This is a genomic window from Gracilimonas sediminicola, from assembly GCF_024320785.1.
Classification (GTDB): domain Bacteria; phylum Bacteroidota; class Rhodothermia; order Balneolales; family Balneolaceae; genus Gracilimonas; species Gracilimonas sediminicola.
In genome coordinates this window covers 323,363-348,807 of record NZ_JANDBC010000001.1, presented here as the reverse complement: position 1 = coordinate 348,807, position 25,445 = coordinate 323,363, and the positions used below count along the sequence as shown (strand labels likewise).

General features: G+C 44.0%; 18 protein-coding genes and 1 tRNA gene. 10 read left to right on the top strand and 9 right to left on the bottom strand.

The features are described 5' to 3' along the window. Positions 1-19: 19 nt before the first annotated feature. Positions 20-1,459 carry a sensor histidine kinase gene (locus NM125_RS01735; protein WP_255132236.1) on the bottom strand — a complete coding sequence of 480 codons (1,440 nt, stop codon included), beginning with the start codon at positions 1,457-1,459 and terminating at the stop codon, positions 20-22. A 248-nt stretch (positions 1,460-1,707) separates the two neighbouring features. Between NM125_RS01735 and NM125_RS01730 the strand changes: the two genes are divergently transcribed. From NM125_RS01730 to NM125_RS01715, 4 genes are all read left to right on the top strand, one after another. Next, positions 1,708-4,083: a PAS domain S-box protein gene (locus NM125_RS01730; protein ID WP_255132234.1), complete on the top strand. Its 2,376-nt coding sequence runs from the start codon at positions 1,708-1,710 to the stop codon at positions 4,081-4,083. A 382-nt stretch (positions 4,084-4,465) separates the two neighbouring features. After that, complete coding sequence (locus NM125_RS01725) at positions 4,466-4,834, top strand: endonuclease domain-containing protein (RefSeq protein ID WP_255132232.1); 369 nt, start codon at positions 4,466-4,468, stop codon at positions 4,832-4,834. 352 nt (positions 4,835-5,186) lie between these two features. After that, positions 5,187-5,645: a hypothetical protein gene (locus NM125_RS01720; protein ID WP_255132230.1), complete on the top strand. Its 459-nt coding sequence runs from the start codon at positions 5,187-5,189 to the stop codon at positions 5,643-5,645. Between the two features lie 114 nt (positions 5,646-5,759). Beyond that, positions 5,760-6,140 carry a RidA family protein gene (locus NM125_RS01715; RefSeq protein WP_255132228.1) on the top strand — a complete coding sequence of 127 codons (381 nt, stop codon included), beginning with the start codon at positions 5,760-5,762 and terminating at the stop codon, positions 6,138-6,140. Positions 6,141-6,336: 196 nt separating this feature from the next. Here the strand turns inward: NM125_RS01715 and NM125_RS01710 are convergent, their stop codons facing one another. The 4 genes from NM125_RS01710 to NM125_RS01695 form a co-directional block, all read right to left on the bottom strand. Then, positions 6,337-8,976, bottom strand: a complete 2,640-nt coding sequence (locus tag NM125_RS01710; RefSeq protein ID WP_255132226.1) for a TonB-dependent receptor — start codon at positions 8,974-8,976, stop codon at positions 6,337-6,339. Continuing rightward, positions 8,976-9,938 (bottom strand): FecR family protein, encoded by a 963-nt coding sequence (locus NM125_RS01705; RefSeq protein WP_255132224.1) that lies wholly within the window; start codon positions 9,936-9,938, stop codon positions 8,976-8,978. Before NM125_RS01705 ends, NM125_RS01710 begins: the two co-directional genes overlap by 1 nt. Before the next feature lie 79 nt (positions 9,939-10,017). Beyond that, positions 10,018-11,223: a hypothetical protein gene (locus NM125_RS01700; protein WP_255132223.1), complete on the bottom strand. Its 1,206-nt coding sequence runs from the start codon at positions 11,221-11,223 to the stop codon at positions 10,018-10,020. Between the two features lie 158 nt (positions 11,224-11,381). Next, the gene (locus NM125_RS01695) at positions 11,382-11,987 is read right to left on the bottom strand and encodes an RNA polymerase sigma factor (RefSeq protein ID WP_255132221.1); all 606 of its coding nucleotides are present in this window, start codon (positions 11,985-11,987) and stop codon (positions 11,382-11,384) included. Positions 11,988-12,044: 57 nt separating this feature from the next. Here NM125_RS01695 and NM125_RS01690 point away from each other — a divergent pair, with 57 nt between their 5' ends. After that, positions 12,045-12,851, top strand: a complete 807-nt coding sequence (locus NM125_RS01690) for a M23 family metallopeptidase (protein ID WP_255132219.1) — start codon at positions 12,045-12,047, stop codon at positions 12,849-12,851. 91 nt (positions 12,852-12,942) lie between these two features. On the opposite strand, the gene NM125_RS01685 is transcribed toward NM125_RS01690, so the two are convergent. From NM125_RS01685 to tnpA, 3 genes are all read right to left on the bottom strand, one after another. Then, on the bottom strand, positions 12,943-15,780 hold the full coding sequence (locus NM125_RS01685; protein ID WP_255132217.1) for a M16 family metallopeptidase: 2,838 nt from the start codon (positions 15,778-15,780) through the stop codon (positions 12,943-12,945). A gap of 415 nt (positions 15,781-16,195) precedes the next feature. Beyond that, a complete protein-coding gene (locus NM125_RS01680) occupies positions 16,196-18,649 on the bottom strand; it encodes a penicillin acylase family protein (protein WP_255132216.1) in 2,454 nt (817 codons plus the stop codon). A 316-nt stretch (positions 18,650-18,965) separates the two neighbouring features. Further along, on the bottom strand, positions 18,966-19,403 hold the full coding sequence (gene tnpA / locus NM125_RS01675; RefSeq protein ID WP_255132214.1) for an IS200/IS605 family transposase: 438 nt from the start codon (positions 19,401-19,403) through the stop codon (positions 18,966-18,968). A gap of 499 nt (positions 19,404-19,902) precedes the next feature. Between tnpA and NM125_RS01670 the strand changes: the two genes are divergently transcribed. Further along, complete coding sequence (locus NM125_RS01670; RefSeq protein ID WP_255132213.1) at positions 19,903-20,382, top strand: DinB family protein; 480 nt, start codon at positions 19,903-19,905, stop codon at positions 20,380-20,382. A gap of 69 nt (positions 20,383-20,451) precedes the next feature. Here NM125_RS01670 and NM125_RS01665 read toward each other — a convergent pair whose 3' ends face one another. After that, positions 20,452-21,492 (bottom strand): GMP reductase, encoded by a 1,041-nt coding sequence (locus NM125_RS01665; RefSeq protein ID WP_255132211.1) that lies wholly within the window; start codon positions 21,490-21,492, stop codon positions 20,452-20,454. Between the two features lie 118 nt (positions 21,493-21,610). On the opposite strand from NM125_RS01665, the gene truA reads away from it, so the two are divergent. The 4 genes from truA to NM125_RS01645 all read left to right on the top strand — a co-directional run bounded on the left by truA (position 21,611) and on the right by NM125_RS01645 (position 25,437). Then, positions 21,611-22,345 carry a tRNA pseudouridine(38-40) synthase TruA gene (gene truA / locus NM125_RS01660; RefSeq protein ID WP_255132209.1) on the top strand — a complete coding sequence of 245 codons (735 nt, stop codon included), beginning with the start codon at positions 21,611-21,613 and terminating at the stop codon, positions 22,343-22,345. Between the two features lie 103 nt (positions 22,346-22,448). Continuing rightward, positions 22,449-22,520: transfer RNA gene (locus NM125_RS01655), tRNA-Asn, on the top strand. Between the two features lie 328 nt (positions 22,521-22,848). Next, entirely contained in the window at positions 22,849-24,603 is a 1,755-nt protein-coding gene (locus tag NM125_RS01650; protein WP_255132208.1) for a helix-turn-helix domain-containing protein, read from the top strand. Positions 24,604-24,804: 201 nt separating this feature from the next. Continuing rightward, positions 24,805-25,437: a CatB-related O-acetyltransferase gene (locus tag NM125_RS01645; RefSeq protein ID WP_255132206.1), complete on the top strand. Its 633-nt coding sequence runs from the start codon at positions 24,805-24,807 to the stop codon at positions 25,435-25,437. Positions 25,438-25,445: the final 8 nt, after the last annotated feature.

Here is a 25,445-nt window from a genome sequence, read left to right as displayed (position 1 = left end):
TTTACAACGGGTGTTGTAATTAAATAAGAGCGTTGCTACTGCCTTTCTTTTCAGATTTAGAAAAGCATAATTCAAATTTGGTACCTTTTCCGGTTCCTTTGTAAGAGAAGATACCTTCCAATTGTTCGGTGAGTGCTCCAATAAGATTGAAACCAAGCGTATTATCGTCCGGTTCAAAGCCATCAGGAATGCCTTTGCCATAATCTTCAATCACCAGCTGTATTTTGTCACCCTCATTAGTGAGCGAAATATACAAATCACCAGATTCGTCTTTCCCGTAGGCGTGCTTAATGGTATTGGTAATAACTTCGTTGATGGTTAAAGAAAGCGGGATAGCCTGATTGATATTCAGTTCCAGGTTCTTGTCAATATTCAGGTGAACATTGAGTTCGGTATCAGATTGAAATACAGAGGTAATGCTTGATACAAGCTTGTTAATACTTTCACTGAAGTCTAATCTCGAAAAAGTTTCAGACTTGTATAGGATCTCATGCACAGCTGCCATTGAGTTGATGCGACTCACACTGTCAAATAATTTACTCTGAAGCCGCTCATCATTTTCTCCAAAGGCTTGCAAATGCAACATTCCGGAAATTACGGCGAGATTATTCTTTACCCGGTGGTGAATTTCATTAAGAAGCGTGTTCTTTTCTTTGAGGGCTTCTTGCAGTTTCTCTTTTCTTAACTTCTCACCATGAATGTCCTGAACGCTCCCCAAAATGCGAATACACTCGCCGTTTTCCATTTCACTTTCCCACATGATTCGTACCCATCGATGTTCCCCGTCCGGAGTTTGAACTTCAAGTTCGGTTTCATAGGGTGTGCCGTTTTCAATGGATTCATTTAATGCATTCAGCAAAAGGTCTCTGTCATGGTCATCCCTTATAAAAGGGAAGGTAGTCTCAGCATTCGGATCAAAACTGTCGTCCACCCGGTGGATCGATTTTACCGTATCTGACCAGAACCTCTTGTCTTGTTTTACATCATATTCCCAGTGCCCGATTGCAGCCAGCTGATAAGCTCTGTCTATGGTTTTCTGATTTTTTGCGAGGACCCTTTGGCTTTCTTTAAGTCGGGAATAATTTCTTAGCTCTCTTACAATAGCCGGAAGTAACCGATCTGCATTATCCTTCATGATGTAATCCGAAGCACCATCCCTCATAGCTTCAACAGCTAATTTCTCAGGCAGATATCCGGTTATTAAAATGAACGGCAGCTCCTGATTAATTTCCCGCACCACACTTAACACTTCAAGTCCGGAATAACCGGGGAGATAATAATCACATAACACTAAATCTGTTTCATCATTCCTGACAATAGCAATCAGATCGTCTCTGTTGTCCGTTTTGGTAACGACAATGTCTTCCTGGAGCGTGCTTATTTTTTCTTCTATCAGTTCAGCATGCGATTCGTTGTCTTCAACCAGCAATACCCTGAAAAAACCTTTCTTTTTTGTCATAAGACTATTTATTGTTCATTCGAAATCTTAGAACAAATCAATTGTAGATTGACCTAAAGCTGAAATAAGATAATTAAAAACTGGTTATAAGTAATTACTTTATCTTAGATTATGTTTAGTTATTTTTAATGGATTCGTAATATCATCGGTAATACCTTTTTCCGGTCACTCAGTATTCTGATTTATATCTATAAATATTTTACCGAAGGGGCAGCCAAAAACTAAAGAGAACTAAACCGCAGAAATTTTTGGAAAAAGAATCAAATAATAAAACCGGACTTCGAAGGCATCACTTTTTCTCTGCTTTCAATTCCATTCCTGATGCGATGGTGGTGACAGATATTAATCGAAGAATTATTTCGGTTAATTCGGCTTTCGTGAAGTTGTTCGGGTATAAGCGTGGTGAAGTAAAGGGAAAAGAAACATCTCTTCTTTATTCTTCAGAACAGGATTTCAGCGATGCAGGAGAAGCGAGGTTTAATCCGGATTCGGATGTGAAAGCAGAGGTATATGAAGTCCTGTACCGTCGAAAGAATGGAGAAATATTCCCGGCTGAATCTGTTGGCAGTGTGGTTAAAGACGATGATGGAGAGACGATTGGCTACCTTGCCGCCATAAAAGATTTGACCCGGGAAAAGAGAAGGAGTGAGGAAATATCCCTGCTCACTAAAAGGTTACGTCTTGTTGCAGCAATTGTGGCCAATGAGGAAAAGGATTTTGAAGCCAAAATGAAGAATGCTCTCAAACTCACTACCGACTTACTTGGGTTTGAAATTGGTATCGTGAGCCGCGTCGAAGGTGGCACCTATACCATCCACCAGTATTATCCGGAAACGGCCGATCTCGAAGTTGGGATGCAATTTGATCTCAGGGAAACCTACTGCAGCATCACCCTGAAGGCGGATGATGTAGTATGTATTAATGAGATGAAAACTTCTCCTCATAATGCGCATCCTTGCTATACTAAGTTCAGCCTTGAAAGTTATATAGGAGTACCCCTAATTGTAGATGAAGAAGCCATCGGAACCATAAATTTTTCCAGTTCTAAGCCAAGGAAGGAACCGCTTGGACAAGCTGATGAAGATATGGTCAGGCTGCTGGGGCAATGGCTAAGTTCAGAGTTTGAAAAGCAGGCCTATCAAAACGAGCTAAAGAAAAGCAGAGACCGTTTCCGGCTTATTTCTCACAACACCGCTGATCTCGTTTGCTTACACGAGCCGGATGGTACCTATGAATATGTATCTCCTTCCGTGAAAAAGATTTTGGGGTACACAGAAGATGAGCTGTTAGGTACTACCCCATATGAATTATTCCATCCCGATGATTTACAAAAAATTCAGAAAGAATCTCATGAAAGAGCTTTAAAGGGGGAACAAGTACATCATGTTCATTACCGGATTAAGCGGAAAGATGGAGAGTATATTTGGTTTGAAACGGCTACGGAACCTATACTGAATGAGGAAGGGGAAGTGGCAAATCTGCAAACATCTTCCAGGGAAATTACCGACCGAAAGAAGCTTGAGAAGCTTCTGAAGGACACAAATAAGCTGGCTTCGGTAGGGGGATGGGAACTTGATATCAGGACACAGGAATTGTTTTTTACTGATGAAGTTTATCGTATTCATGAACTGCCCTTAAGGACGAAACTGAGCGTAGAGGAAGCTATAAATTTTTACGCAGAAGAAGACCGTCCGGCCATCACAGAGGCAGTTAATTATGCTATACAAACCGGTGAAGGATATGACCTTGAGCTCACCTTAGTTACTGCAAAAGGAAACCGGAAATGGGTGCGAGCCATTGGCAAAACACAAGTGGATGAGAAAGGAGAGGCCTATAAGCTGTACGGTGTATTTCAGGATCTGAGTATGCGCAAGCTAATGGAAGATCAGCTGAAGGAAAAGAATGAAAAGCTTGAACAACTGCTTAAGGCCACAAACGATATTAACGCCATTATTGGCCACGATCTGAAGTCACCACTAAATACCATTATTGGTTTTTCTGATCTATCGGTAAAAGCATTAGAGGAAGGAACATTTGAAGCTGAAAAATTCAAAAAATTCCTGAACCTTATTTATACATCATCCAAAGGAATGAGTACTACTCTGGACGATTTGTTGAAATGGTCCAGGCTGCAAACGGGGGATCTGAATTTAGATATTACTTCTATAGACATTAAAAGGGTAGGTCGGCACTTATCCGATTTCTACCAGGCAAGTCTTTCAAATAAAGAGCTGAAGCTGAAGTTTGATTTTGGAGAGCATTCCCAAATTAGAGCAGATGAAAGCATGATAACGACCATGATTAGAAACTTGATTTCAAATGCGATAAAATTTTCCAATGAGAAGGGGGAGATTACCGTCCGGTTAGAAAAGTCCCGGGATGATTGGGTGCTGACTGTACAGGATGAGGGAGTTGGGATGACCGATGAAGTTAAGCGGGATTTATTTTCACCACTCGATCACCCCAGCGAGTACGGAACGAAGAACGAAAAGGGAACCGGTTTGGGATTAAAAGTAACCGAGAAGCTCGTCAAATTGCACGGCGGCAGGGTAGAAGTTGAAAGTGAAGTAGGCAAAGGCACAAGATTTAAACTCTATTTCCCTAATGATCTAAGCCCGGAGTGAGAAGATAAACAAGAGAAGTATAACACGTGCTGAACCTCACACTTGTTTTAGAGTATTTTAACCGTAGGGCGGACAGTTTGTCTGCCCTTTTTTTGTTTGGGGTAGTTGGTTGCCCTTTAATACAGGACCCTCTCTCTGTCTCTCTCCCTCCGTCGCGCCTGTACAACATCCCAATCCTTAGCTGGGGCAGCAGGGAAAGAGGACTCGTTGGTGAGAGTTGGTGTGGTGAGAAAGATATAGGTTATGGGAATACTCTTTAATTAAGCGCCCCCTCCCTATAAGCGCAGCGCAATAGGGAGGGCCGGGGTGGGTCGTTTGGCGAGAGACTATAACGTTTGGACAACAAACTTGCGGTTTTCGAGCAAAAGATTCTAATTCAATCATGAATCTCACCCAAAAAACCATAACCGAAATAGCCAGAGAGCTGCGAAAGAAGGCAACGCCTTTCGAGAATATATTGTGGAAGTATGTAAGAAACCGCCAACTGGGTGGATATAAATTTCTTCGACAGAAACCTTTTGTGCTCGAGCAACATAATAACCGCCGGTATTTCTATATCGCCGATTTCTATTGTGCGGAACTAAACCTGGTTGTAGAACTGGACGGCAAAGTCCATGATTTCCAAAAGGAGTATGATTATCAACGGGATGTAGTACTTAATGGATTGGGATTAAAAGTGCTTCGGATAAAAAATGAGGAGCTGGTGGATATGGATCGGGTGCTGAAGAAGATTTTGGAGGTGGTGAGGTGAAATGATGGGCTCTTTCATAGAGGACCCTCTCTCTGTCTCTCTCCCTCCGGCGAGCCTGCACTACATTCCAATCCTTAGCTGGGGCCGCAGGGAAAGAGGACTCGTTGGGGATAGTTGGTGAATTAAAAGGAATATGGGCCAAGGGTATACTCTTTAATTAAGCGCCCCCTCCATATAAGCGTAGCGCCATAGGGAGGGTTGGGGTGGGTCGTTTGGCGAAGGGCTCGACAAGTATTTCTTATCATTTTCTCCGGTTCGAACGAGAATTAATAAACTTGGCAAAAAGCCTATCTGTATTGACATCTTCCTGAGGAGGTTTATTTTACAGAAACACCAATTAATTAAGGGTACAATGGAGAATGAAAAAGTAGTACTTGAGGTAAAGAAGGGGTGGAAAATTTATCAGCTGATTGCAGGAGTCATCTGTATTGGTGCTGTCGGGTATCTTTTCTATGGAATGACAGAGTTGTGGGAATATATGGGTAAAAATCAGGCGCTTCTTTTTGGAGCAATTATGATTCTTTTTTGTATAGGTATGCTATATACTATGTTTTATAGCTTTCGTCACCATATAGTATTTGATAGCGAAAAGATGACCCGCTATGGAGTGATTAATTCAAAAGTTATTTACTATAAAGATATGGAGGAACTTTGTTTTACAGATCGGTATTGGCAATTCAGTGCTACCGGCAAAGTTTTGGAGAATCCCAAAGCCTATCTTATTGACACTAAATATCAGGACAAAGAAAAAGCGATAGCTTATCTCAAGCAGTTATTCAAAGAAGAAGATCACCCGATTCTTGTAACCTAGGCCAAATCAGGAAGGTCCTGGAAAACGATATTATATTTGGGCTTAAAACTCGCTCCCATATTCATAAAATGATGAACTTTAAATAGATTATTCAGAACTCAGAAAAAGGATAAAATGCGAACGAATATATCCTCCGGGGCGGAGTGGGAAGATAAAGTAGGATACAGTAGAGCGGTGAAGACCGGGAATCAGATTTTTGTATCGGGCACAACAGGCATTGATGAAAACGGGGACGTTGTGGGAAAAGATGACATTTATCTCCAGACCAAACAATGTATCCTGAATATTGAGAGGGCACTGAAAAAAGCTGGCGCTTCACTGGAGGATGTAGTTCGGACGAGGACTTTTATTACGGATATAGACCAATGGGAGGAATTCGGGAGAGCCCATCAGGAGTTTTTCGGGGAAGTCAAACCTGCAGCTACACTGGTAGAGGTTTCCCGGCTTATCCATCCGGACTTGATGGTGGAAATTGAGGTGGATGCGGTTGTTTAGGGGGAAGGTTTTAGTCGCAAGGTGTTAGGTGTTAGTTAGGGACGTCATATTGAGCGAATGGATGTTTGAAATAGGGTTGGGATGGTAAGTGAGAAGGATCTTTACTATTCAATGCTTGGTAAACATTTCAGGGCAAAGGTTGATCTCTATCGCTCTAAATGTCTAACTAAAACCTAAAACCTAACACCTAACACCTTTAAAACCTAACCATCAGATTAAAAGAGGGCTGAATTCCTAAATCATACACATTAACGGCCTGAGAGCTGAGGCGGCGTTGAGAAGGAGGTACGGAGGTGTCAATTACCAGATCCAATTCTCGATACCAGGCATTTTGATGATCAAACAAGTTAAATACAGACGCCCCGATTTCCATCACCACTCCCTCTAATTCTGCTTTATACTCAAATCCTGCATCCACTCTTCGATAATTTCCCAGTCGCTCCTGTTCTTCAATCTGCAGAAAGTGAAGGCGATTTGGGGTTCCGGAAGCAAGAGTGAGGCTCAGGAACGTCTTTAAGTTTGGGATAATCCTGTACTCAACGGCAGAATGGAAGCTGTGTGTGCGGTCCCATTCGGTATAAAACTCCTCTCCATCAAATATATCCGGATTCCGGAAGGTGGATTCAGAAAGAGCATATGAATGAGTAAGCGTTAGCTTCTGAAATCGGTTTTTAAGTAAAAACTCTAACCCTTTTGCAGTTCCATCATTCCCGTAAAACCAGGGAGGCGCATTAAAACTATTGGTAAGGGTTTGGGCATTAATGTCAAATAGCCGAGCGTTTACCAGAGACTTATGATATCCCTCCATCTGGAAAAGGGTGTTATCAAGAAACCGGAAATACATACCGGCTGTGAAATAATCGGAAGTAGTGGGTGGCTGTTCCTTCGTACTGATAATCCATACATCGGGACTGCTGATATTATAGAACGAGAGCCGATGGGTAAACTGGTAATTTCGGCTGTATCCAAGACCAAGGGATATGGCTCGTTCATTTAAGAACTTGAACTTTATCCGGGGCGAGTAGTAAAGATAATTTCCATTGTTATAGTAGTGCAGTCGAGATCCGAAATGAACATCTATTACATCCAGTGAGGTAAAATCAAGCTGGGCGTAAAGGTCGGCTAAGCCCGCTTCAAAGGTGGTGAGAAATCCCGGCCGGTCGAATGATTCTTCGAAATATTCCCCCATGAAATGCTGGTAGGAAGCCCCTACGGTCCATTGAGTATTTGGCAGTACCAAATCAAATGTTTGATCCAGCTTTATCTCGTTGAACACGCTTTGGTTTTGAAGCGGATAAGTGAAAACCTGTATGTTGGCACCGTTTTCCTGAATCCGATTATATACAAAATCATCTTTACTGAACTCAGAATTATAAATGCTAACCGCCGCTAAAGAGCTGCTGTAGATCCGTTCAGAGACCGGGGATTTATAGGCTAAGCTGGAACTGAAATTACCCCATTTATTTAGCGTCTGTACTTCTTCCAAACTAAAGCGCTGGGATGGAGTATTTGGGTTGAACCTTCTCACCAGCCGCTCTGCATCCTGAGAGACATCATCGGCACCATAATAGGCTCCGGCAATTAGCCGGCTCCCGTTTTCGAATTCAACATACATCTTGCCATGCAAGTCGAAGAACGAAGCATCATAACTGCCCGGAAAAACCAGTCGCGAGTCAATGTCGGTTACATCATCGCCGGAAAGGTTGTTGGGGCGATCGATATTTAGCCCGTAGGCAATCAGGTTATCATTGCGGAACCAGTTCAGGGAATTCATATAGGAAGTACGACCGGAAAGCAGCCAGCTACTTTTACCTGAAGAAAAAGGTCCCTGCAGTGTTGCATTGAAGGCCGTGTTACTAAGTCCGACAGAAGCACTAAAGTCATTCAATGAGCCTGTCTTTGTAAGCATATTAATAGTTCCGCCGGGAGAGGATTGAAACTGGGCCGGGGTCACATCATAGAAAAAACCAGAGGTTTGCAAGGCATTGGGATTGAAGCTGTCCAAAAGCCCAAACAGGTGACTTTGATTATAAATGGTAATACCATCCAGCAGAATATGAGTGGCATCGGCGGAGCTGCCCCGCACGTTAATTCCGTTATTCAAAGCTGTTCCATTGGTTACGGCCGGCAGTGCCTGTAGGGCTTTAGTGGTATTGTTTTCACCTAAAGGATTGAGTACCCCGGCATTTACAAAATTACGATAGATGCTGTCGGAACCGGCCGGATAGGTAAATCCGGTTACGATGATATCATTTGATTGCAGAGCAACCGGTTGCAGGCGAAAGGTGAGATCCCTGAAAGCAGTTTGCTCATCCATGCTAAGCTTTACGCGACCGTTTTCATAACCAAGGAAGGAGCAGTGTAAAGTAACCGATCTTCCTGAGTAGGCATCTTTAATGTTGAAAACCCCGGATGCATTGGCTGCCACTCCTTGCTTTCGCCCGTTTATTTCATAGAATATAGTAGCATAGGGAAGTCGTTCGCCGGTTCTGGCATCCACAACCTGACCTGTAACGGATAACTTTTGGGAAGAAGATGTGGTCTGCTGGTAGAGAATAATCTGCTTTCTGGAAGTGTCAGCTTCTATGGCAATATTAACGTCATATAAATGGGTTCGCAGTGAATCAATAATAGTGGCTGAGGTAGCCGAAAAGCTTAAGCTGATGCCGGTGAGTTGCGATTCCCGGTATAGAAACCGGTATGCTTCGTTGTCTTCAATTTCCTGAATGATTTCGAGAACCGACGCTTGATCAAAGTCGTACTGAGCGTATGCCTGCCGGGTTAAGCCGAGACAAACGATCATGCCAAATAATAAAACAAGCCATTGCTTTCCCATTAGGAATTAGGTTTGAAAACGTATGAATTTTGCCCGGTTTCTGAGAATGCGCCTCCCAGAACCAGCTCAAGATCACCGAGTACGGAATCAAGTTCATCGAGAGGAATAGAGCCACTCAGATTTTCCTGAAGAATGGCAGGTTGCGCCTGAATGGTGATATTGAAATGCTGTTCTAGCTCATTAAATACTGATTGAACCGGTTTGTTTTGAAATACGAGTTCATTATTCAGCCAGTCAGTAAAGGGGGTTTCTTCTGTAGTGGTTACTTGCGGAGTGGTCGTGGTTTCACTGATGGAAGAAGATTGTCCCGGTTCCAGTTGTACCGATTGTCGGCTGTTGAGTGCTGTGTATTGAATTCGGCCTTCCTGCAGGTATACCGTAGAAGTGCTACCCCAGTCACTAAGAATAAACCGGGTTCCCAATACACGCACTTCAGACTGGTCGGTACGAACCGAAAATGTTCGGGAAGGATCGTGGGATACCTCAAAATACGCTTCTCCCGTCAGTTTGTATTCGGCTGACTCATCAGAAACATCAACGGCGAATAAGGCAGAGTAGGGGCGAAGGGTGACGGCAGAACCATCCGGTAAGGTCAAGGTTTCTGCTGTAGCAAAACTTTCCCCAACCAGGGCTGGTGCCGTAAGTTGTTGATAGAAGAAGCTTCCTACTAAGGCAACCATCACCACAGCTGCTGCGACAGCATATCTCCGGATTGTCGGGGAGAAATGTAAAATGCGGGCGGAACCCGAGGATTCATTTATCTCGGATTGAATTGAATCCCAAACGGCTTCAGAGCTTATCGGTTCAGCCGGTTGGCTCGCCGAACTTTTGTAGGCTAACAACTGGGAAAGCAAAGGGTTTGAAGTATTCTCCAAAACCGCTAAATCAGGCAATGCCTCTCCAATAATTCGAGCCAGTTGAAGGTCCTGATCATCGGGTGATATATTTTGATTGTCTGCCATTATGGGTTGTTGAATCTAAAAGAATCCGTGCAGACCCGGTCAAAGGTCTGCACGGTAATGTTTGAAGTATCAGTTAAGGTTAATCATCATCGTCGTTGTCATCGTCGTCTTCATCATCATCTTCAGCAAATTCGAATTCGATTTCTTCAGCAATGAATTCAGATCTGTTATCAGGATTCCGGTATCCTTCCACTTCAGCAATAACGCTTTCGCCGGCATCAAGAGCTCTTGCAACGGCTTCGAGTGAATCCAGTCCGTCTTCACCTTCAATTTCGGTACGGTCAGAAACTATGACCAATAAATCATTTCGGAGCGTTACGGTTTGATTCAACGTGTCAACGGCTGCAACGGCTGATTCAATATCAACCTCGTCGTCGCTGACAAACCCGGTGCGCAGATTCACTTTAAACAAACGGTTTACGTTAGCAAAGCGAAGGAGAGCAGTTCCGTCACCATCCATTTCGATGGTTCCGGTAACCGTTTTGGAAGAACCTTGTCCATTGCTGCTACGGAAGATAGTCAGCACATAATTGAGGGTTCCGGTCACTCCTTGAGTTAATGAACCGTATGCGGCAACAGTGTCCTTATTCACTTGTATATCAAGGAAATTGATTTCGTTAACAAAAGAGCGTTCGAAAGTGTCACCGTCCCGGGTTACACCGTCAATGGAACCATTGCCGTAGTGTTTCCCATCGATGGTAAGTATGGAGCTGGCATCGCTCAGGCCGGTGAATGCGAAGGTATCAGCACGGCTGAATTCCGAATTTCGGAATCGACTTTGTGTGCTACCGTTTTTGTCGGAAGTGAAATCGATATTCTCAATGCGTTCACGATTTTGTCGGGGTGCAGCAATATACTCTCCGTTAACATCGGTGAATACATAAGTTAATACAGCCGACAAGCTTTTCTTGAAATTCGGGTTATTCACTTCCCGGTTAAAGCTGATGGTATGCGTACCGGTTTCCCGATCGTATTCGTACTGGTAATTGCTTTCGTTACCCCGACCGGAGTTTCTGTCGTCGTCATGCCCCTTCATCTGGCTGTCATTTCCAAAGCCTGAAGATGAAACGGTGGTTAGTGCATCGTTCAGGCTGGAGAAAACGCCGTCATTATCATCAGATAAGGCCTCTCCCATAATCTGGGTAGCTGCTTCAATTTCTTCTGCAGTCAGTTCCTGGTTGTCGATGTCTTTGGAGATATCATCCAGGGTACAGGCAGAAAACATGGCTGCTACCATTAAGAGTGGGAGTACAGTAGTAGGTATTTTTTTGAATAGTGATTTCATAATGGTTCAGTTAATTATGTGTTCACTACTATTACACATCAAATTCAAAGTTCCCCCAATCATATAGTAAATAATTTTCTGCTGAATTGATGATAAAAAAAGGAGTACCAAGTTATTGAGAGCGTAAATCTATGAATAACAGGAGTCTTACAGAAGATTTACAAGTAATCTTCGGCTGCTTTTGACAGGGATGAACGGAGATCTTTCAGGGCAAGTCCCATATGATTTTCCACGGTTTTGACCGATACATCCAGGAACTCAGCGGCTTCTTTATAGGTGAATTCCTGCATGAAACAGAGCCGGAAAACGTTTTGTCGCTTTTCAGGCATTGCTGATATTGCCTCTTCGATGGTTTTGTTTAATTCTCTTTGATGAATATCCTGATCGGGTTGAGAGCTGGAATCAGGGTAATCCAACTCCCGGATTTCCTTGTTCTGATCGAATTTTTCATTATCCCGAAAAAGGTTGAGCATCCGCGTGTAGGCAATCCGGAAAAGATAGGCCCGGAGCGACTTATGCTCTTCGATGGAAGCCCGGTTTTCCCAAATATAAACAAAGGCTTTCTGGATCAGGTCTTCGGTCGCTTCTTTTGCTACGCCTTTGGAGGTTAAATATCTGTATAATTCATCGTGATGGGCATCAAAAAACTTTCGGAATGCTTGTTGATCGCCGTTTTTTATTTTTAAATAAATACGGCTTTCGTTAGACTCCCCATCGAGTGAAGCACTTAAAATGAGCAGTAAGTGAATGACAGAAAGATCCATGAGAATAAATTCGTTGACATCGAAGTTCAGCAAAATACCTAAGAATAAGAAATCAGTATGAAGTCATTTTGGGTAATATTGTTTCTGATTGCCGGATTGTTATCTCAGGACAAGGGATCGGTTGAGGTTTTTCGTATTGAGAAGGAAGAGCACATTGAGCTTCACGCCAGAAATACGAATTTATATCCCGTAACTATAGAGCTTGATGCGGACATCGACAAACTGGAACCCCAAAAAAAGCTTTCGCTCGTTGACTTTCTCCCCGCAAACAGTAACCGGCTTTTGGTAAGATTTACTTATAAGGATTTAAAAGAGGGCTGGAATTTAAATACAAGGTACCGGTATTACATGGGGAATATATTTGCCCGCCATAACGATTCATTTGCCTATCGATTACCTTTCCCAATCGGAGAATCCTACAAAGTGGATCAGGGATTTGGTGGAACCTTTTCTCATTACGGAGATTCCCGGCATGCCCTCGATTTTAACATGCCAACCGGAACGGAAATCTATGCCGCACGAAGCGGGAAAGTGGTGATGATGGAGGAAAAGAATAACCGCGGTGGGGGCTCGGAAGATATGATGCCGTTCGCCAATTTTATTACCATTTTGCATGATGACGGAACCTTTGCCGATTACTCACACCTGAGGCACCAAGGCGTGGAAGTGCGATTAGGGCAGGAGGTTCGAACCGGTCAGCTAATCGGGTATTCCGGTGCTACCGGATATGCAACCGGGCCGCATCTGCATTTTACAGTCAAGAAAGCCAAAAGAGGAGGAGGATTTATTTCCATACCGGTAAAATTCACCACCAAAGATGGCATCATCGAGCTGAAAGAAGGACAGAGTTATATTGGGTATTGAGTTGGATAGTTGTGAGTTAAGAGAATTGAGTATTGAGAGGGTTTGTTGACTCCGTCCTAACATCTCAATACTCATTCCTCAATACTCATTCCTAATTTCCTTCTTTAAAGTATTCGTTTACCAGTATGGGGGTTCCAAAGCCTAATTGTTCCAGGCGATCCATTTGTGTTTTGGCATCTCCTACCACCAGCCAGATCATTTTATCGGGATTGGCATAAGTTCGGGCCAGCTCTTGAATGCGTTCTTGCGTCATGTTTTTCACCACTTCTTCCCGCTGTTTGATGTAATCAGGCGACCAGCCATAGGCACTGATATTTTCTAACAGGTTCAGTTTTGCGCCTAAAGTTTCAAACCGGCGGGCATTACTTTTCAGTAAAAAGCTTTTGGTGTTTTTAAGGTCTTCTTCGGTGAAAGTGTCAGGATAATCTTCGAGGATTTCTTTGACCAATGCGGCCGATTCATAAGTGACATTGGTTCGGACTCCGCTCGAAATCACGAAAGGTCCGGCGATGTCTGAGCCGGAAAAGCCGGACCCGATCCCATAGGTATAGCCTTTTCCTTCCCGCAGTTCCTGGGTGAAGCGTGAAGCAAATCCGCCACCGCCCAGCTTGTAGTTCATCACCTCAGCAGGATAGAAATCGGGATGGGTTTCCGGCATAGCCAGGTAACCGAATCTCAGTACCGATTGTTTGGCATCAGGTACATCATAAAAATACACGTTGGATGCTGAAGGCGGCTCCGGGGTTTCAAATTCCGGGAGTTCTACCTCTTTGGCTTCCCAGCGGTCATTTAAGTTGTCAAGAGATGCAACAACTTCACCCTGATCAATTGCTCCTACTACGTGCATATCGGCCACAGAAGGAGATATGTAGTTCTCATAATATGCTTTCAGGTCATCCAGTGTAATAGCCTCGATACTTGAAGTGGTTCCAATTGGGTTGAAGGATAAAATGTGGTCTTCACCGTAAAGCAGCTTGTTGAAGGTATTTGTTGCAATACTGTTCGGGTTGGCACTCTGCTGAGCAATCTGGCTCATTGTACTTTGCTTGGCCAGTTCAAATTCACGCTCATCCCAGCGGGGCTCCAGCAGCATTTCTTCTACCAAAGCCATGGTTTCATCATAGTTACGCGCCAGGGAATTCCCCCTGATGGTGATAGACTGACGGCCTGAGAAGATATTGATGCTGGCACCCAGCTCATCGATGGCCTGTTCCAGTTCTTCCGGCGTTTTATTGGCCGTGCCTTTTGTCAGTAGTTCGGCAAGCAAATTGGCCACGCCGGTTTTTTCGGGATTTTCAAGCATCAAACCACCTTTGATCGTAATCTCAAATTCAACCAGAGGAAGCTCATAATTCTCGATCCCATATACATCCAATCCATTGGCGAGTTCCGTTTCCCAGATTTCCGGTACTTTCAAATCCGGACTTTCACCATAGGGTGGTTCTACAGATCGGTCAAAAATGGATGGCGTTTTCTCATAGGCAGTTTCTTCGGGCAGGCTAAAGCTTTCGCCTTCCCCATTCTGCACGATTTCTTCTTCCACAACTTCAGCCGGTTCTGAACCATCCAAAGCCAGGTCAGCTCCTCCTTGAGGCACAAAGCTGGTGGCTACAAAATATTGGCCTTTTATATATTCCTGATAAACCCTCATCACATCTTCTTTAGTGACCGCGAGGGTTTTCTGAATATCCTTGTTGATGTACCCGGGATCACCCGCAAAGATATTGTATTGGGCTAGCTGAAATGCTTTCCCTAACACGCTGGAAAGCCCGTTATAAAAATCGGTTTCTATGCCGGCTTTAATCCGGTCCAGGTCGGCCTGGATAAATCCCTCATCTTCAAACCTCATAAAAGCTTCGTTGACCGCTCCTGCAACATCATCCAAATCAGTATTGGGATATGCACGGGTGATGAAGGTAATTTCCCCGGCAAGCTCAGAGTTTCCGCTATTCATATATACGTTAGAGGTCAGTTCCTGCTCCTCAACCAATACCTTATACAGCGGAGCTTTTTTGCCATCAGCAAGCAGTTCCGTCAGGATATCCAACGCATAGGCATCCTCATGATATAAATCCACACCGGGCCAAACGAGTCGTAATTCCGGAAGTCGGGCGAAATTGTCTTCGTAATATTTTTTCTTTGTTTGATCCAGGTCGGCCGGCATATCCGGTAAAGGCTCAATGTCTTCACCCCGTGGAATTTCATCAAAATACCTGTGGATCCAGGCTTTGGCTTGCTCTGAATCAAAATCTCCGGCGATCACAAGAGTCGCATTGTTGGGAACGTACCATCGGTTATAGAAATCCTTCACATCCTGAAGCGTAGCATTTTGGAGATCTTCCAGCGAACCGATGACCTGCCAGTTGTAAGGATGTTCGGCCGGATACATATTCTTTCCCACTACATAGTTAGCATGACCATAAGGGGCATTGTCCACACCCTGACGCTTTTCATTTTTCACCACCTGTTTCTCTTTCGCCAGTACAGCTTCAGTCACGGTATTAATGAAGTAGCCGAGCTTATCGGCTTCAGCCCAAATCATTTTCTCCAGGGCATCTTTTGGCACCGTCTGGAAATAATTGGTACGATCGCGGCTGGTGGAACCGTTTGCACCTGAACCGCCGATGCGGCTGCTCATTTTATCCAATCCGCCTTTACCTAAGTTCTCAGATTCCAGAAACAGCAAATGTTCAAAGAGGTGAGCAAAACCGGTACGTCCTTCAATTTCACGGGCAGAACCTACGTGGAAAGTCAAAGCCACGGCCACAACCGGGTCTGAATGGTCTTTATGAAAAATGACTTCCAAGCCGTTATCCAGAGTGAATTTCTCGTACTCAACAGAGAATTCGGTTTGTTTCTGAACACAAGATGCTGTTATAAAGGAGGAAATGAGGAGGGCTGATAAAAGGTAAAGTATGCGTGGTTTCATAGCAGGATTAAATTAGGTTAAGAACGGAATATACGCGGTGCAGAAATACGCTGCTTCATAAATTCTTGTTGCGGATGGATTTGTTAAAATTGGTGAATGCAGCGAGGGTGAAAACATATGCGGTACATCACGCTTCGCGAAGGGCTAAACCCCTTCGCTTGGGTACTGGAAGAGCTGGTTGCTTTGTGTTAGAAGTTGTCCAAGGATGAGATGGATTCAAGTAAGCAAGCGAGTTGTTCACGGCATCGCGGTAGATTGGCTTAGTATGGAAGGGCTAAACCCCTTCGCTTGGGTACTGGAAGAGCTGGTTGCTTTGTGTTAGAAGTTGTCCAAGGTCGAGATGTATTCAGGTAAGCAAGCGAGTCGTTTACGGCATCGTTGATAAGAGATGTTAGAATAAAACAATTACGCAGATTTACTCCACAGGCACCAACCGCATGGTTCGGATATCAGCTTCTTCAAAAAGGGTAGAGTCCTGATACAACCACCGGTACTGACCATCCAGCCACATGTCGGTTTGGTCGCCGTAATGGTCGGATAAAGGATTGCCCGACTGACCGGTAGGGAGGATGCTTTTACTTCTGCTCATATCGGATAGGTCAGAAATGCGGCGAATGGATGGGCCGAGAATCATCTCAAAAGCATTATTCCACCTGTATTGACCGTTGTTTACGCTCATTCCATGACTCGGAACTTTGTAGGGTCCTTTACTGAGTACATTATCAACAATAAGTTTCAAAGCATTTGGAGATTCGGGGTCTTCAGCTGCGCGTGATAAAAGCGGCGGTTCCAGCATCAATGTATGCAGCTGTTCCCACCTCCATTCAAAGGGTTCGCTTCCTAAAGAATCACTCAAAAACAGGATAGCATCCTGCATACTCTTCACAACCATATCTTCTTTCGTCTCAACCGATTCGGTGGTCAGGTCATCAAAGAACGAACTTTCGGTATCGATGAGTGATGACATGGTGCGAACCGGGATATTCTCATGATGAATGAAATTGGAATAGACCACATCACCAAAATCATCTTTCAGCGTATTCTCCGTGAAGTTGACGAAAAACACATCAAATATTGAGGCAGCTGTGGATTTCAAATCGTACTTATAATTCCAATTCTCAAGGTATGAGACGGGGAGGTCAAAGTTATAGGCATCCTGGTTTTTGATGATCTCCAGAATCTTGGGGGTGAGTTTTGCTGCAAAGGCCGAATAGGAATCATTTTGCAAGCTTTGAAACTGGTTGTATCCCAAGGTTGAATCAGCTGTTAGCACCTGCTCGATTCGCTCAATTCTTGAAGGCGGCTCCCAAAAAGTTGCAATATAATAAGGGTAACTGTCGGTAGTGATTTTGTTGTTGGCATTGGCAATCCAGCCGTCCTCGGGGTTGATAAGTCGGGGCATTTGATCGTGGGGAATGAATCCCTGCCAGTCCTGAGCCGGATCCCAACCTTCCCGTAATGTGATGGGATCTCCGCTACGAATGGGGAGTTTAGCTACCGAGTACATGGCAATATTTCCTTCCACATCTCCATACATCAGATTCAATCCCGGTACTCCAAATGAAGGGAGGGCGTCTTTAAAATCCTGGAAATCCTCAGCCCAGTTGATTTGGTACAGCGTCCGCATTTCGTTGCTCATTTCGTAGCCGGTCCATTGCATGGAGATCACCTTATCTTCGGTGAGCTCCTGCACAGGATAGATATCAGAAATAACGGGTCCGTGCTTGGTGTATCTAATTTCAAACGACCGGTCATCACCATCTTTCACTTTGATGATTTCTCTGATTTTATCAAATGAGCGATACGTAGCAGTGGTGTCATTGAGGGAATCGGCAACATATCGGCCACGGTCCAGCGGATCGGTTTGCTCGAGGAAAAAGTCGGTGTCATCACTCATGATGCTGGTAAATGACCAAGCTATCTGATCATTCTGCCCGATGATAACCGCCGGTACTCCGGCCAACGTTGCCCCGGATACATTCTTGCCGTTCAGGTTCAGGTGCACTTCATACCACTTGCCCGGCATATCCAGCCCCAGATGAGGGTCGCCTGCCAGCATCGGGTAACCGGTCTCTGATTTGGAACCGTCAATTACCCAGGCGTTACTTCCTACATGGGTGCCTTCCATTTCGAGGAGCTCCCTTTTCTTAATTTCCTGATGAAGCATGGGCATCAGGGCAGAGGAGTAACCCATCGACTCTTCATCATCCAGGGAAGTTGGAGCCGAATCAGGAAAACGCAATTGAAGTTGTTCAAACTGATTGGCGGGGAGTTTTTCCCGGAGGTATCCGTAGGTAACTTCACTCCACCACCCCATATTCAATTCCCATCCCATCAGCCGGCTGACGGCCAGAGATCGAGCCGGTGTCCATCTCAGCGGCTGAATTCCGGTCAGCGAAAACTCCACAGGCAGTCGGTTCGTGTTGTTATCCACAAAAGCATTCACTCCATGGGTATATGCATTAAGCACCTCCCGTTCTTCTTGTCCGAGCGTGTCCACCAGCTGCTGTGCTATTTTCCAAAACCCAAGCGTCCGCTGATATTTGTCCAGCTCAATCAGCTCCTCATCCTCTCCAAAAAATTCTGCAAAACGACCTTCGGCGGCAATCTGGGTGAGCGTCATTTGCCACAGACGATCCTGGGCGTGAACATACCCCAAAGCATAGTATAAATCATCTTCGTTATTCGCGAAGATATGCGGAACACCGTAAGCATCCCAATGGACTTGGACCTCTTCAGAAAGTCCGCTCAGCGAAATGGTTTCCTCATAATCAGGCAGGGGTTTGTAGAACGTCCAGTAAAAAGCCAGCCCGGCGAATCCTATTATCAGGATGAAAAAGAAGATCAACAGCTTTAAAAAAGTGTTCATGGAATAAAATAGGTTTAATGTGGATGACGGAAATTAAACAATCTGACGGCGATATGAATCTGCAATTTTTTAGGGTGATTAACTATCGAAGGGCTGAACCCCTTCACTTGTGTACTGGAAGGGATAGTTGCTGATGGAAAGATGGTGGTTGAGGGTTAGGCGTAATCGGGTAAGCAAGCGAGTTGTTTACGGCATTGTGATGGGTTGATGTAGCATTGAAGGGCTGAACCCCTTCGCTTGCGTACTGGAAGAGAGTGTTGCCAGTGGTAAGATGTTGGTTGGGGATTAAATGGTTTCCAGTAAACAAGCGAGTCGTTCACGGCATCGCACTTGTCTGAGTACGGGACCGTGTTTCTTCAAATTGAGGAATGCATGTCTTGGATTTATGATGTTTCTCCTGATTATAGATATAGGCTCTGATCTTGTTTATATCATCAATACTTACAGAGAAGACGCCGTATCCTTCCTGCCATTCGAAACCATATTTCCAGTTGTATTGTAAATTTAGCCATCGAGAGGAGGCACCTTTAATACAGTTGACAGCATCCGCTACGGTTTGTGTAGTTCTGATCCTGAGTAACACATGCAAATGGTCTCTGACTCCATTTACGGTATCAACGAAGAATCCCCTTCGGTTTCCCTCTTTCTTGATAAAGTCACATACGGCATTTCTTATCTCCCAGGAGAGGAATGGCTTGCTTTCTTTAGTCCGGAATACAATGTGTACCCAGATCATGTTATAAGTTTTAGGCATGATGCGGTATCTGTTCAATCTCTCTTGTTAGAGCGATTTCAAGCTAATTCCTTACAAAGTATTTTCGCCTTTAAGAAAGGATATGTTTTGTAATGAGGTAAACACCTTGATTTGTACGCAGGAAGAGATGGTTGTATGTGGAGAATTAGTAATTTAGGGAGTGATGGTTTCCGGTAAACAAGCGAGTCGTTTACGGCATCGCGGTTGGTTGAAATAGTATCGAAGGGCTGAACCCCTTCGCTTTTGTACCTGAAGAGATGATTGCCGATGGTAAGATGGTGGTTGAGGGTTAGGTGTATTCGGGTAAACAAGCGAGTCGTTCACGGCATCGCGATTGGCTGATGTGGCATCGAAGGGCTGAACCCCCTCGCTTCTGTACTGGAAGAGAGGGTTGTCGATGGTAAGATGGTGGTTGGGGAATTAATGCTTAGGTTGAATGATTCTCACATAACATGTATTTATGGGATGAATTCAAACCAAACAAAAGCCAAAGTACTTAATGGAACAGCATTCGGAGCGGGTAACGCGGGAACATTTAATTCATCAGCTGGAAGGCGGACAGGCCTTTATAAAAATTGAGGATTTGCTGGAGGAAGTTGACTTTGAAGATTTAGGCAAGCGCCCGGCCGGACTCCCGTATTCTTTCTACGAGCAGTTTTTTCATCTGCGCGTAGCTCAATATGATATTCTGGACTTCAGCCGAAACAGCCATTACGAGAGAATGACCTGGCCTGATGATTACTGGCCCATGGAACAGGCCCCGGCCAGTGAAGAGGAGTGGGAAGAGTTGAAAAAGCAGTTTTTTGATGAGCGCAATGAGATGATGAATTTCATCCTGAATCCAAAGAATGACCTTCAGACTGAAATCCCTCACGGAGATGGACAAACACTACTCCGCGAAGCTCTGCTGGTTCTGGAACACAACGCATATCATACCGGCCAGCTGGCGATTATATTTCGGTTGTTGAATAAAGAGTGATTAAAAGTGCCATGTGTTAATGTGTTTACGTTATGATGTAAAACGTAAACACATTAACACGTTTTGACTTTACTCCGAAAACATCTCATTTAACTGTTCCTGAACCCGGATGAAGGTTGTGCGTTTGGTTAGCTCTTTCAGTTTTTTGGCTCCTACATAGGTGCAGGTAGATCGCACACCGCCAAGTATGTCCTGAACGGTGTCTTCTACAGGTCCGCGATAGGGCACTTTTACGGTTTTACCTTCGGAGGCGCGGTATTCGGCCACACCGCCAGAGTATTTTTCCATCGCGGTTTCTGAGCTCATGCCGTAGAAAGTTTTAAATTTCTCCCCATCTTCCTCAACCAATTCGCCGCCACTTTCTTTGTGACCGGAAAACATACCACCGAGCATCACAAAATCGGCACCGCCGCCAAAGGCTTTGGCTACATCGCCGGGGGATTTACAACCACCGTCAGAAATAATTTGTCCACCTAACCCATGGGCGGCATCGGCACATTCAATGATCGCTGAAAGCTGGGGGAATCCGACGCCGGTTTTGAGTCGTGTAGTACAAACCGAACCCGGCCCGATTCCCACTTTTATAATATCAGCCCCGGCCAGTAGCAGTTCTTCCACCATTTCTCCGGTTACCACATTGCCGGCTATGATTACTTTATCAGGATATTTTTCCCGTACTTTCTTCACAAATTTCACGAAGTGCTCTGAATAACCGTTAGCCACATCAATACAGATAAACCGAAGTTGGGGAAACTGGTTCATCAGCTCATTGAGTTTTTCCATATCCGCCGATCCGGTTCCGGTGCTCACGGCTATATGTTCTGTGATGGACTCCTCAGCTGCATCTAAAAAAGCTTTCCATTGCTCTATGGAGTAGTGCTTGTGGATGGCGGTGAACATTTTATGCTCGGCCAGTGCCGTGGCCATTTCGAAAGTACCAGTGGTGTCCATGTTAGCGGCCATTACCGGGATACCCGTCCAGCCTTTTTTGGCATGCAGAAATTTAAAGGTTCGTTCCAGCGAAACGTCCGCGCGGGATTTGAGGGTAGAGCGTTTAGGACGAATCATCACGTTTTTGAAACCAAGCTTAATATCTAACTCAATGCGCATAATATAACTTCAAGATTTCGGACTTCTGTTGTTGACCAAAGATGATAAAATTCGGGACTAATCTGAATATGTAATTTCTAATTTCAAGAATGTTGAAACTCATTCATATATTGCAAGCATGCAAAGATACCTACTTACGATTGAGTACGACGGCACCGATTTTTCCGGGTGGCAAATTCAACCCAATGCTCCTACTGTTGAACAAACCATTGAGGATGCATTCTCTACGATTCTGCAAACCGATATGAACATAATCGGACAGGGCAGAACCGATGCCGGCGTCCATGCCACCGGGCAAACGGCACATTTAGATCTGTCTGAAGACGTTGATGTTGAAGATCTGATCTATAAAACAAACAAGCTGATAGGGAAAGAAATTCAGATCACGGGTATTGAGGAAGTAGCGGATGACTTCCATGCCCGGTTTGATGCCACAGGTCGGCAGTACGAATACACCATCACAAAAAGATGGATGCCGCTTAAAGAGCGATATTCATGGCAGCTCAATCAACCCATTGATTATACCAAACTCGAAGAATGTGCGGCTTTGCTAAAGGGTGAATTTGATTTTGCAGGGTTCTCAAAATTTAATGAGGATAACATGACGACTCTGTGTGAAATTCAGCTTTCGGAGTTTGAGGAAGAGGGAGAGGTGATCAAATATCACATCAGGGCCAACCGGTTTTTGCGGAATATGGTAAGACGTTTGATCGGAACAATGGTGCGTGTAGCACAGAATAAAATGACGCCGGATCAATTTGAGGAAGCACTGAGAAATCCCAAATCAGATATTCCTACTTATACCGCTCCCGCGGCGGGATTGGTGCTTCAGAAAGTTTTCTATAAAAAGTGAAGAAAAGTGTTGAAAGTAGGCGGATAATGTCTTTATATTTGTCGCCCCTTCAACGGGGCTTTTTTATTTATTGAAGTAAATAAAGTCAAAAAGCTACACATATTCCTCGGTAGCTCAGTGGCAGAGCAGTTGACTGTTAATCAATTGGTCGCTGGTTCGAATCCAGCCCGGGGAGCTTACCAAAGCCTGATTCGCGAAAAGCGGGTCAGGCTTTTTTTGTTTTGGCTCATCCGCTTGAAATGTTTTATGCGATGGCTTGGCTTTTTGACAGGTGCAATATTACAGATTCATAGTATTGAATTGTTTGGTATTCATTATGTAGCTCCATTTTCATATTGGAAGCTGGAGCGTCCATCGTCCGAATGTATTGATTCGGACTCATGCCTATTCATTTTCATTCCATCTTAAATCCTGACTCAATCAATTTCTGTCATTGGATAGTTAATACCTGATTACCTATTATCATTTCGCTTGTAATCTCTAATGGTGTGTCTAAAGCCCTTATGACGGACAAATCCGTTGCAATATTACCCTTTATCAATTTAAGTCCTGATAAGGATAATGAATATTTCAGTGATGGGATTACGGAGGAAATCATCCTGGCTTTGTCAAAAACAAAAGGACTGAAGGTTATCGCACGAACATCAAGTTTTATGTTTAAAGGCAAGCACTTGGATGTGAGGGCGATAGGGAATCAACTTGGAGTAGCTACCATTCTGGAGGGAAGTGTCAGGAAATCAGGGATGGATGTGAGGATATCGGTTCGGCTGGTCCGTACGAGTGACGGATTTCAGATTTGGAGTATGAAATACGATCGCCAGCTTGAGGATATCTTTAAGCTTCAGGATGAGATCAGTTTACTGGTGGCAGATAAAATCAGAGAGAATTTTGGTCACATCGAATTACAGCCGTCGCTGGTTTCTGCCGATTCCAATAATTTTGATGCCTACGACTATTACCTGAAAGGTCGGCATGAGCAACTAAAATGGACAAATGATGCATTACTACGAGCTATAGAACACTATCGAAAGGCCATTCAGTTAGATCCGGAATTATTCAGGGCCTACTATGGAATTGTATTCTGCTATACTTATATGCTTTTCTGGAGCTCGGGAGAAGAAGCCAGATCTGAAGTCTATAAGTACCTTGAAAAAGCCGTGGAAGTGAACAGTGACTCTTTAGATTATCATTTAGCAATGGCATCAATAGACATGATGATTGAGTGGGACCACAGCGGTGCCATTGATCATTTCAAACGTTCCATGGAACTGAGCCCCAATAATGCCGAAGCTATAGAGGCTATTGCAGGCATGTATATCATGGTGGGACAATTTGATGAAGCCATGATCCATATTGACCGTGCTCTGGAGATCAATCCTCTTTCCCTCAATCATACCTTTATGAAGGGGAACATCTTATACTTCTCTGGCGAATATGAAAAAGCCATTCAACAAATGGATAAGGTGTTAAAGCAAGACCCTAAATGGATATTTGCTGTACAGTTGAAAGCAGCCGCCTTGATTTTGACAGATAACCGGGCGGAGCTTGAGGAGATATTGGAAGAGTTTAGCGAGTTACCATTTATGGATTACTATACCACTCTTTATCGCCTGTACCACCATGAACCCATTTCAGATTATGAGCAGCCGTTTCTGGCTGATGAGACCATCCATCCCTGGCGGTTATATTTTCTTACACTGGCAGAGAATTATGATCAGGCTTTTGAAATGTTGGAAGAGGGACTGAATCAAAAGCATGGAAAATATATCTGCTTTAACTACGATCCTTTTTTAGCAAAACTGAGGACCCGGGAAGAGTACAAAAATCTTAAGGAGTTCCTTCCCCAAAAATTCCCATTACTAAGCGAGATATATGAAGACTCATCTGATTCAAGACCATTAATTACCGATAAGGAAGAACATAAGGAACTGATAAGCGCCTTGGATAAAAGCATGGAGGTAGAAGAGTTATATCTTGATCCAACACTTTCGCTGACCAATCTGGCGGATCATATTAACACGAGTTCCAACAAACTATCCTGGTTAATTAATCAGGATAAAAGAGCGAACTTCCATCATTTCATCAACTCTTACCGGCTGGAACATTTTAAAAAAATGGCTGTGCTACCAGAGAACCAAAACCTGACTTTACTGGGCATTGCATTCGAATGTGGATTCAATTCAAAAACCACATTTAACGATTATTTCAAAAAAAGCACCGGCCTTACTCCCCGACGCTGGCTGAAAGAACAGCAATAACTACCTGATACAGGAATTTCGGAACCTGTTAGCCCGGCTATTCTTCCCTTATTCACTAATTAAAGTAATAGTGTCTGAATTTAACACCTTATCCTAAAGTTCGGATGTACAAAAAAAAGTCCGAATACGTATATCCGAACGATTCATGGAAGTTATAGCTCCATCTTAGCACCGTAGATAACAGAAATTAACTCTCCAGGTATGTACGGTCCTGATAAAGACACTTTATTTCCTTTAGCACATCACAAAAAGCTGTGTTTTCTAAAGAATCTTGTAAACCATCCTGGTATCGAAGTAGGCGATTATACCTATTACGATGACCTGGAAGATGTTCAGAACTTCATGCGAAACGTGAAATATCATTTCGATTTCACCGGTGATAAACTGAAGATCGGTAAATTTTGCATGATCGCCTCGGGAGTCTCATTCATTATGAATGGAGCCAATCACCTGACAGATGCCATATCAACGTACCCGTTTGCCATCTTCGGTAATGGGTGGGAAGATGCTATGGAGGACAAAGTATATCCATATAAAGGTGATACTGTAATCGGTAATGATGTCTGGGTTGGTCATAACGCTACGATTACTGCAGGTATTAAAATTGGAGATGGAGCGATCATAGCTACCAATACTACCGTAGTGAATGATGTTGAACCCTACAGCATAGTAGGTGGTAATCCGGCTAAACTAATCAGATACAGATTCCCCCAAGAAAAAATCGATGAGTTGCTAAAGCTGAAATGGTGGGACTGGGATATATCGAAGATTACGCAAAACCTAACCTTACTCACAGGCAATGATCTTACGAAGATCTCTTCAATTTCTGAATAAACGGTCAT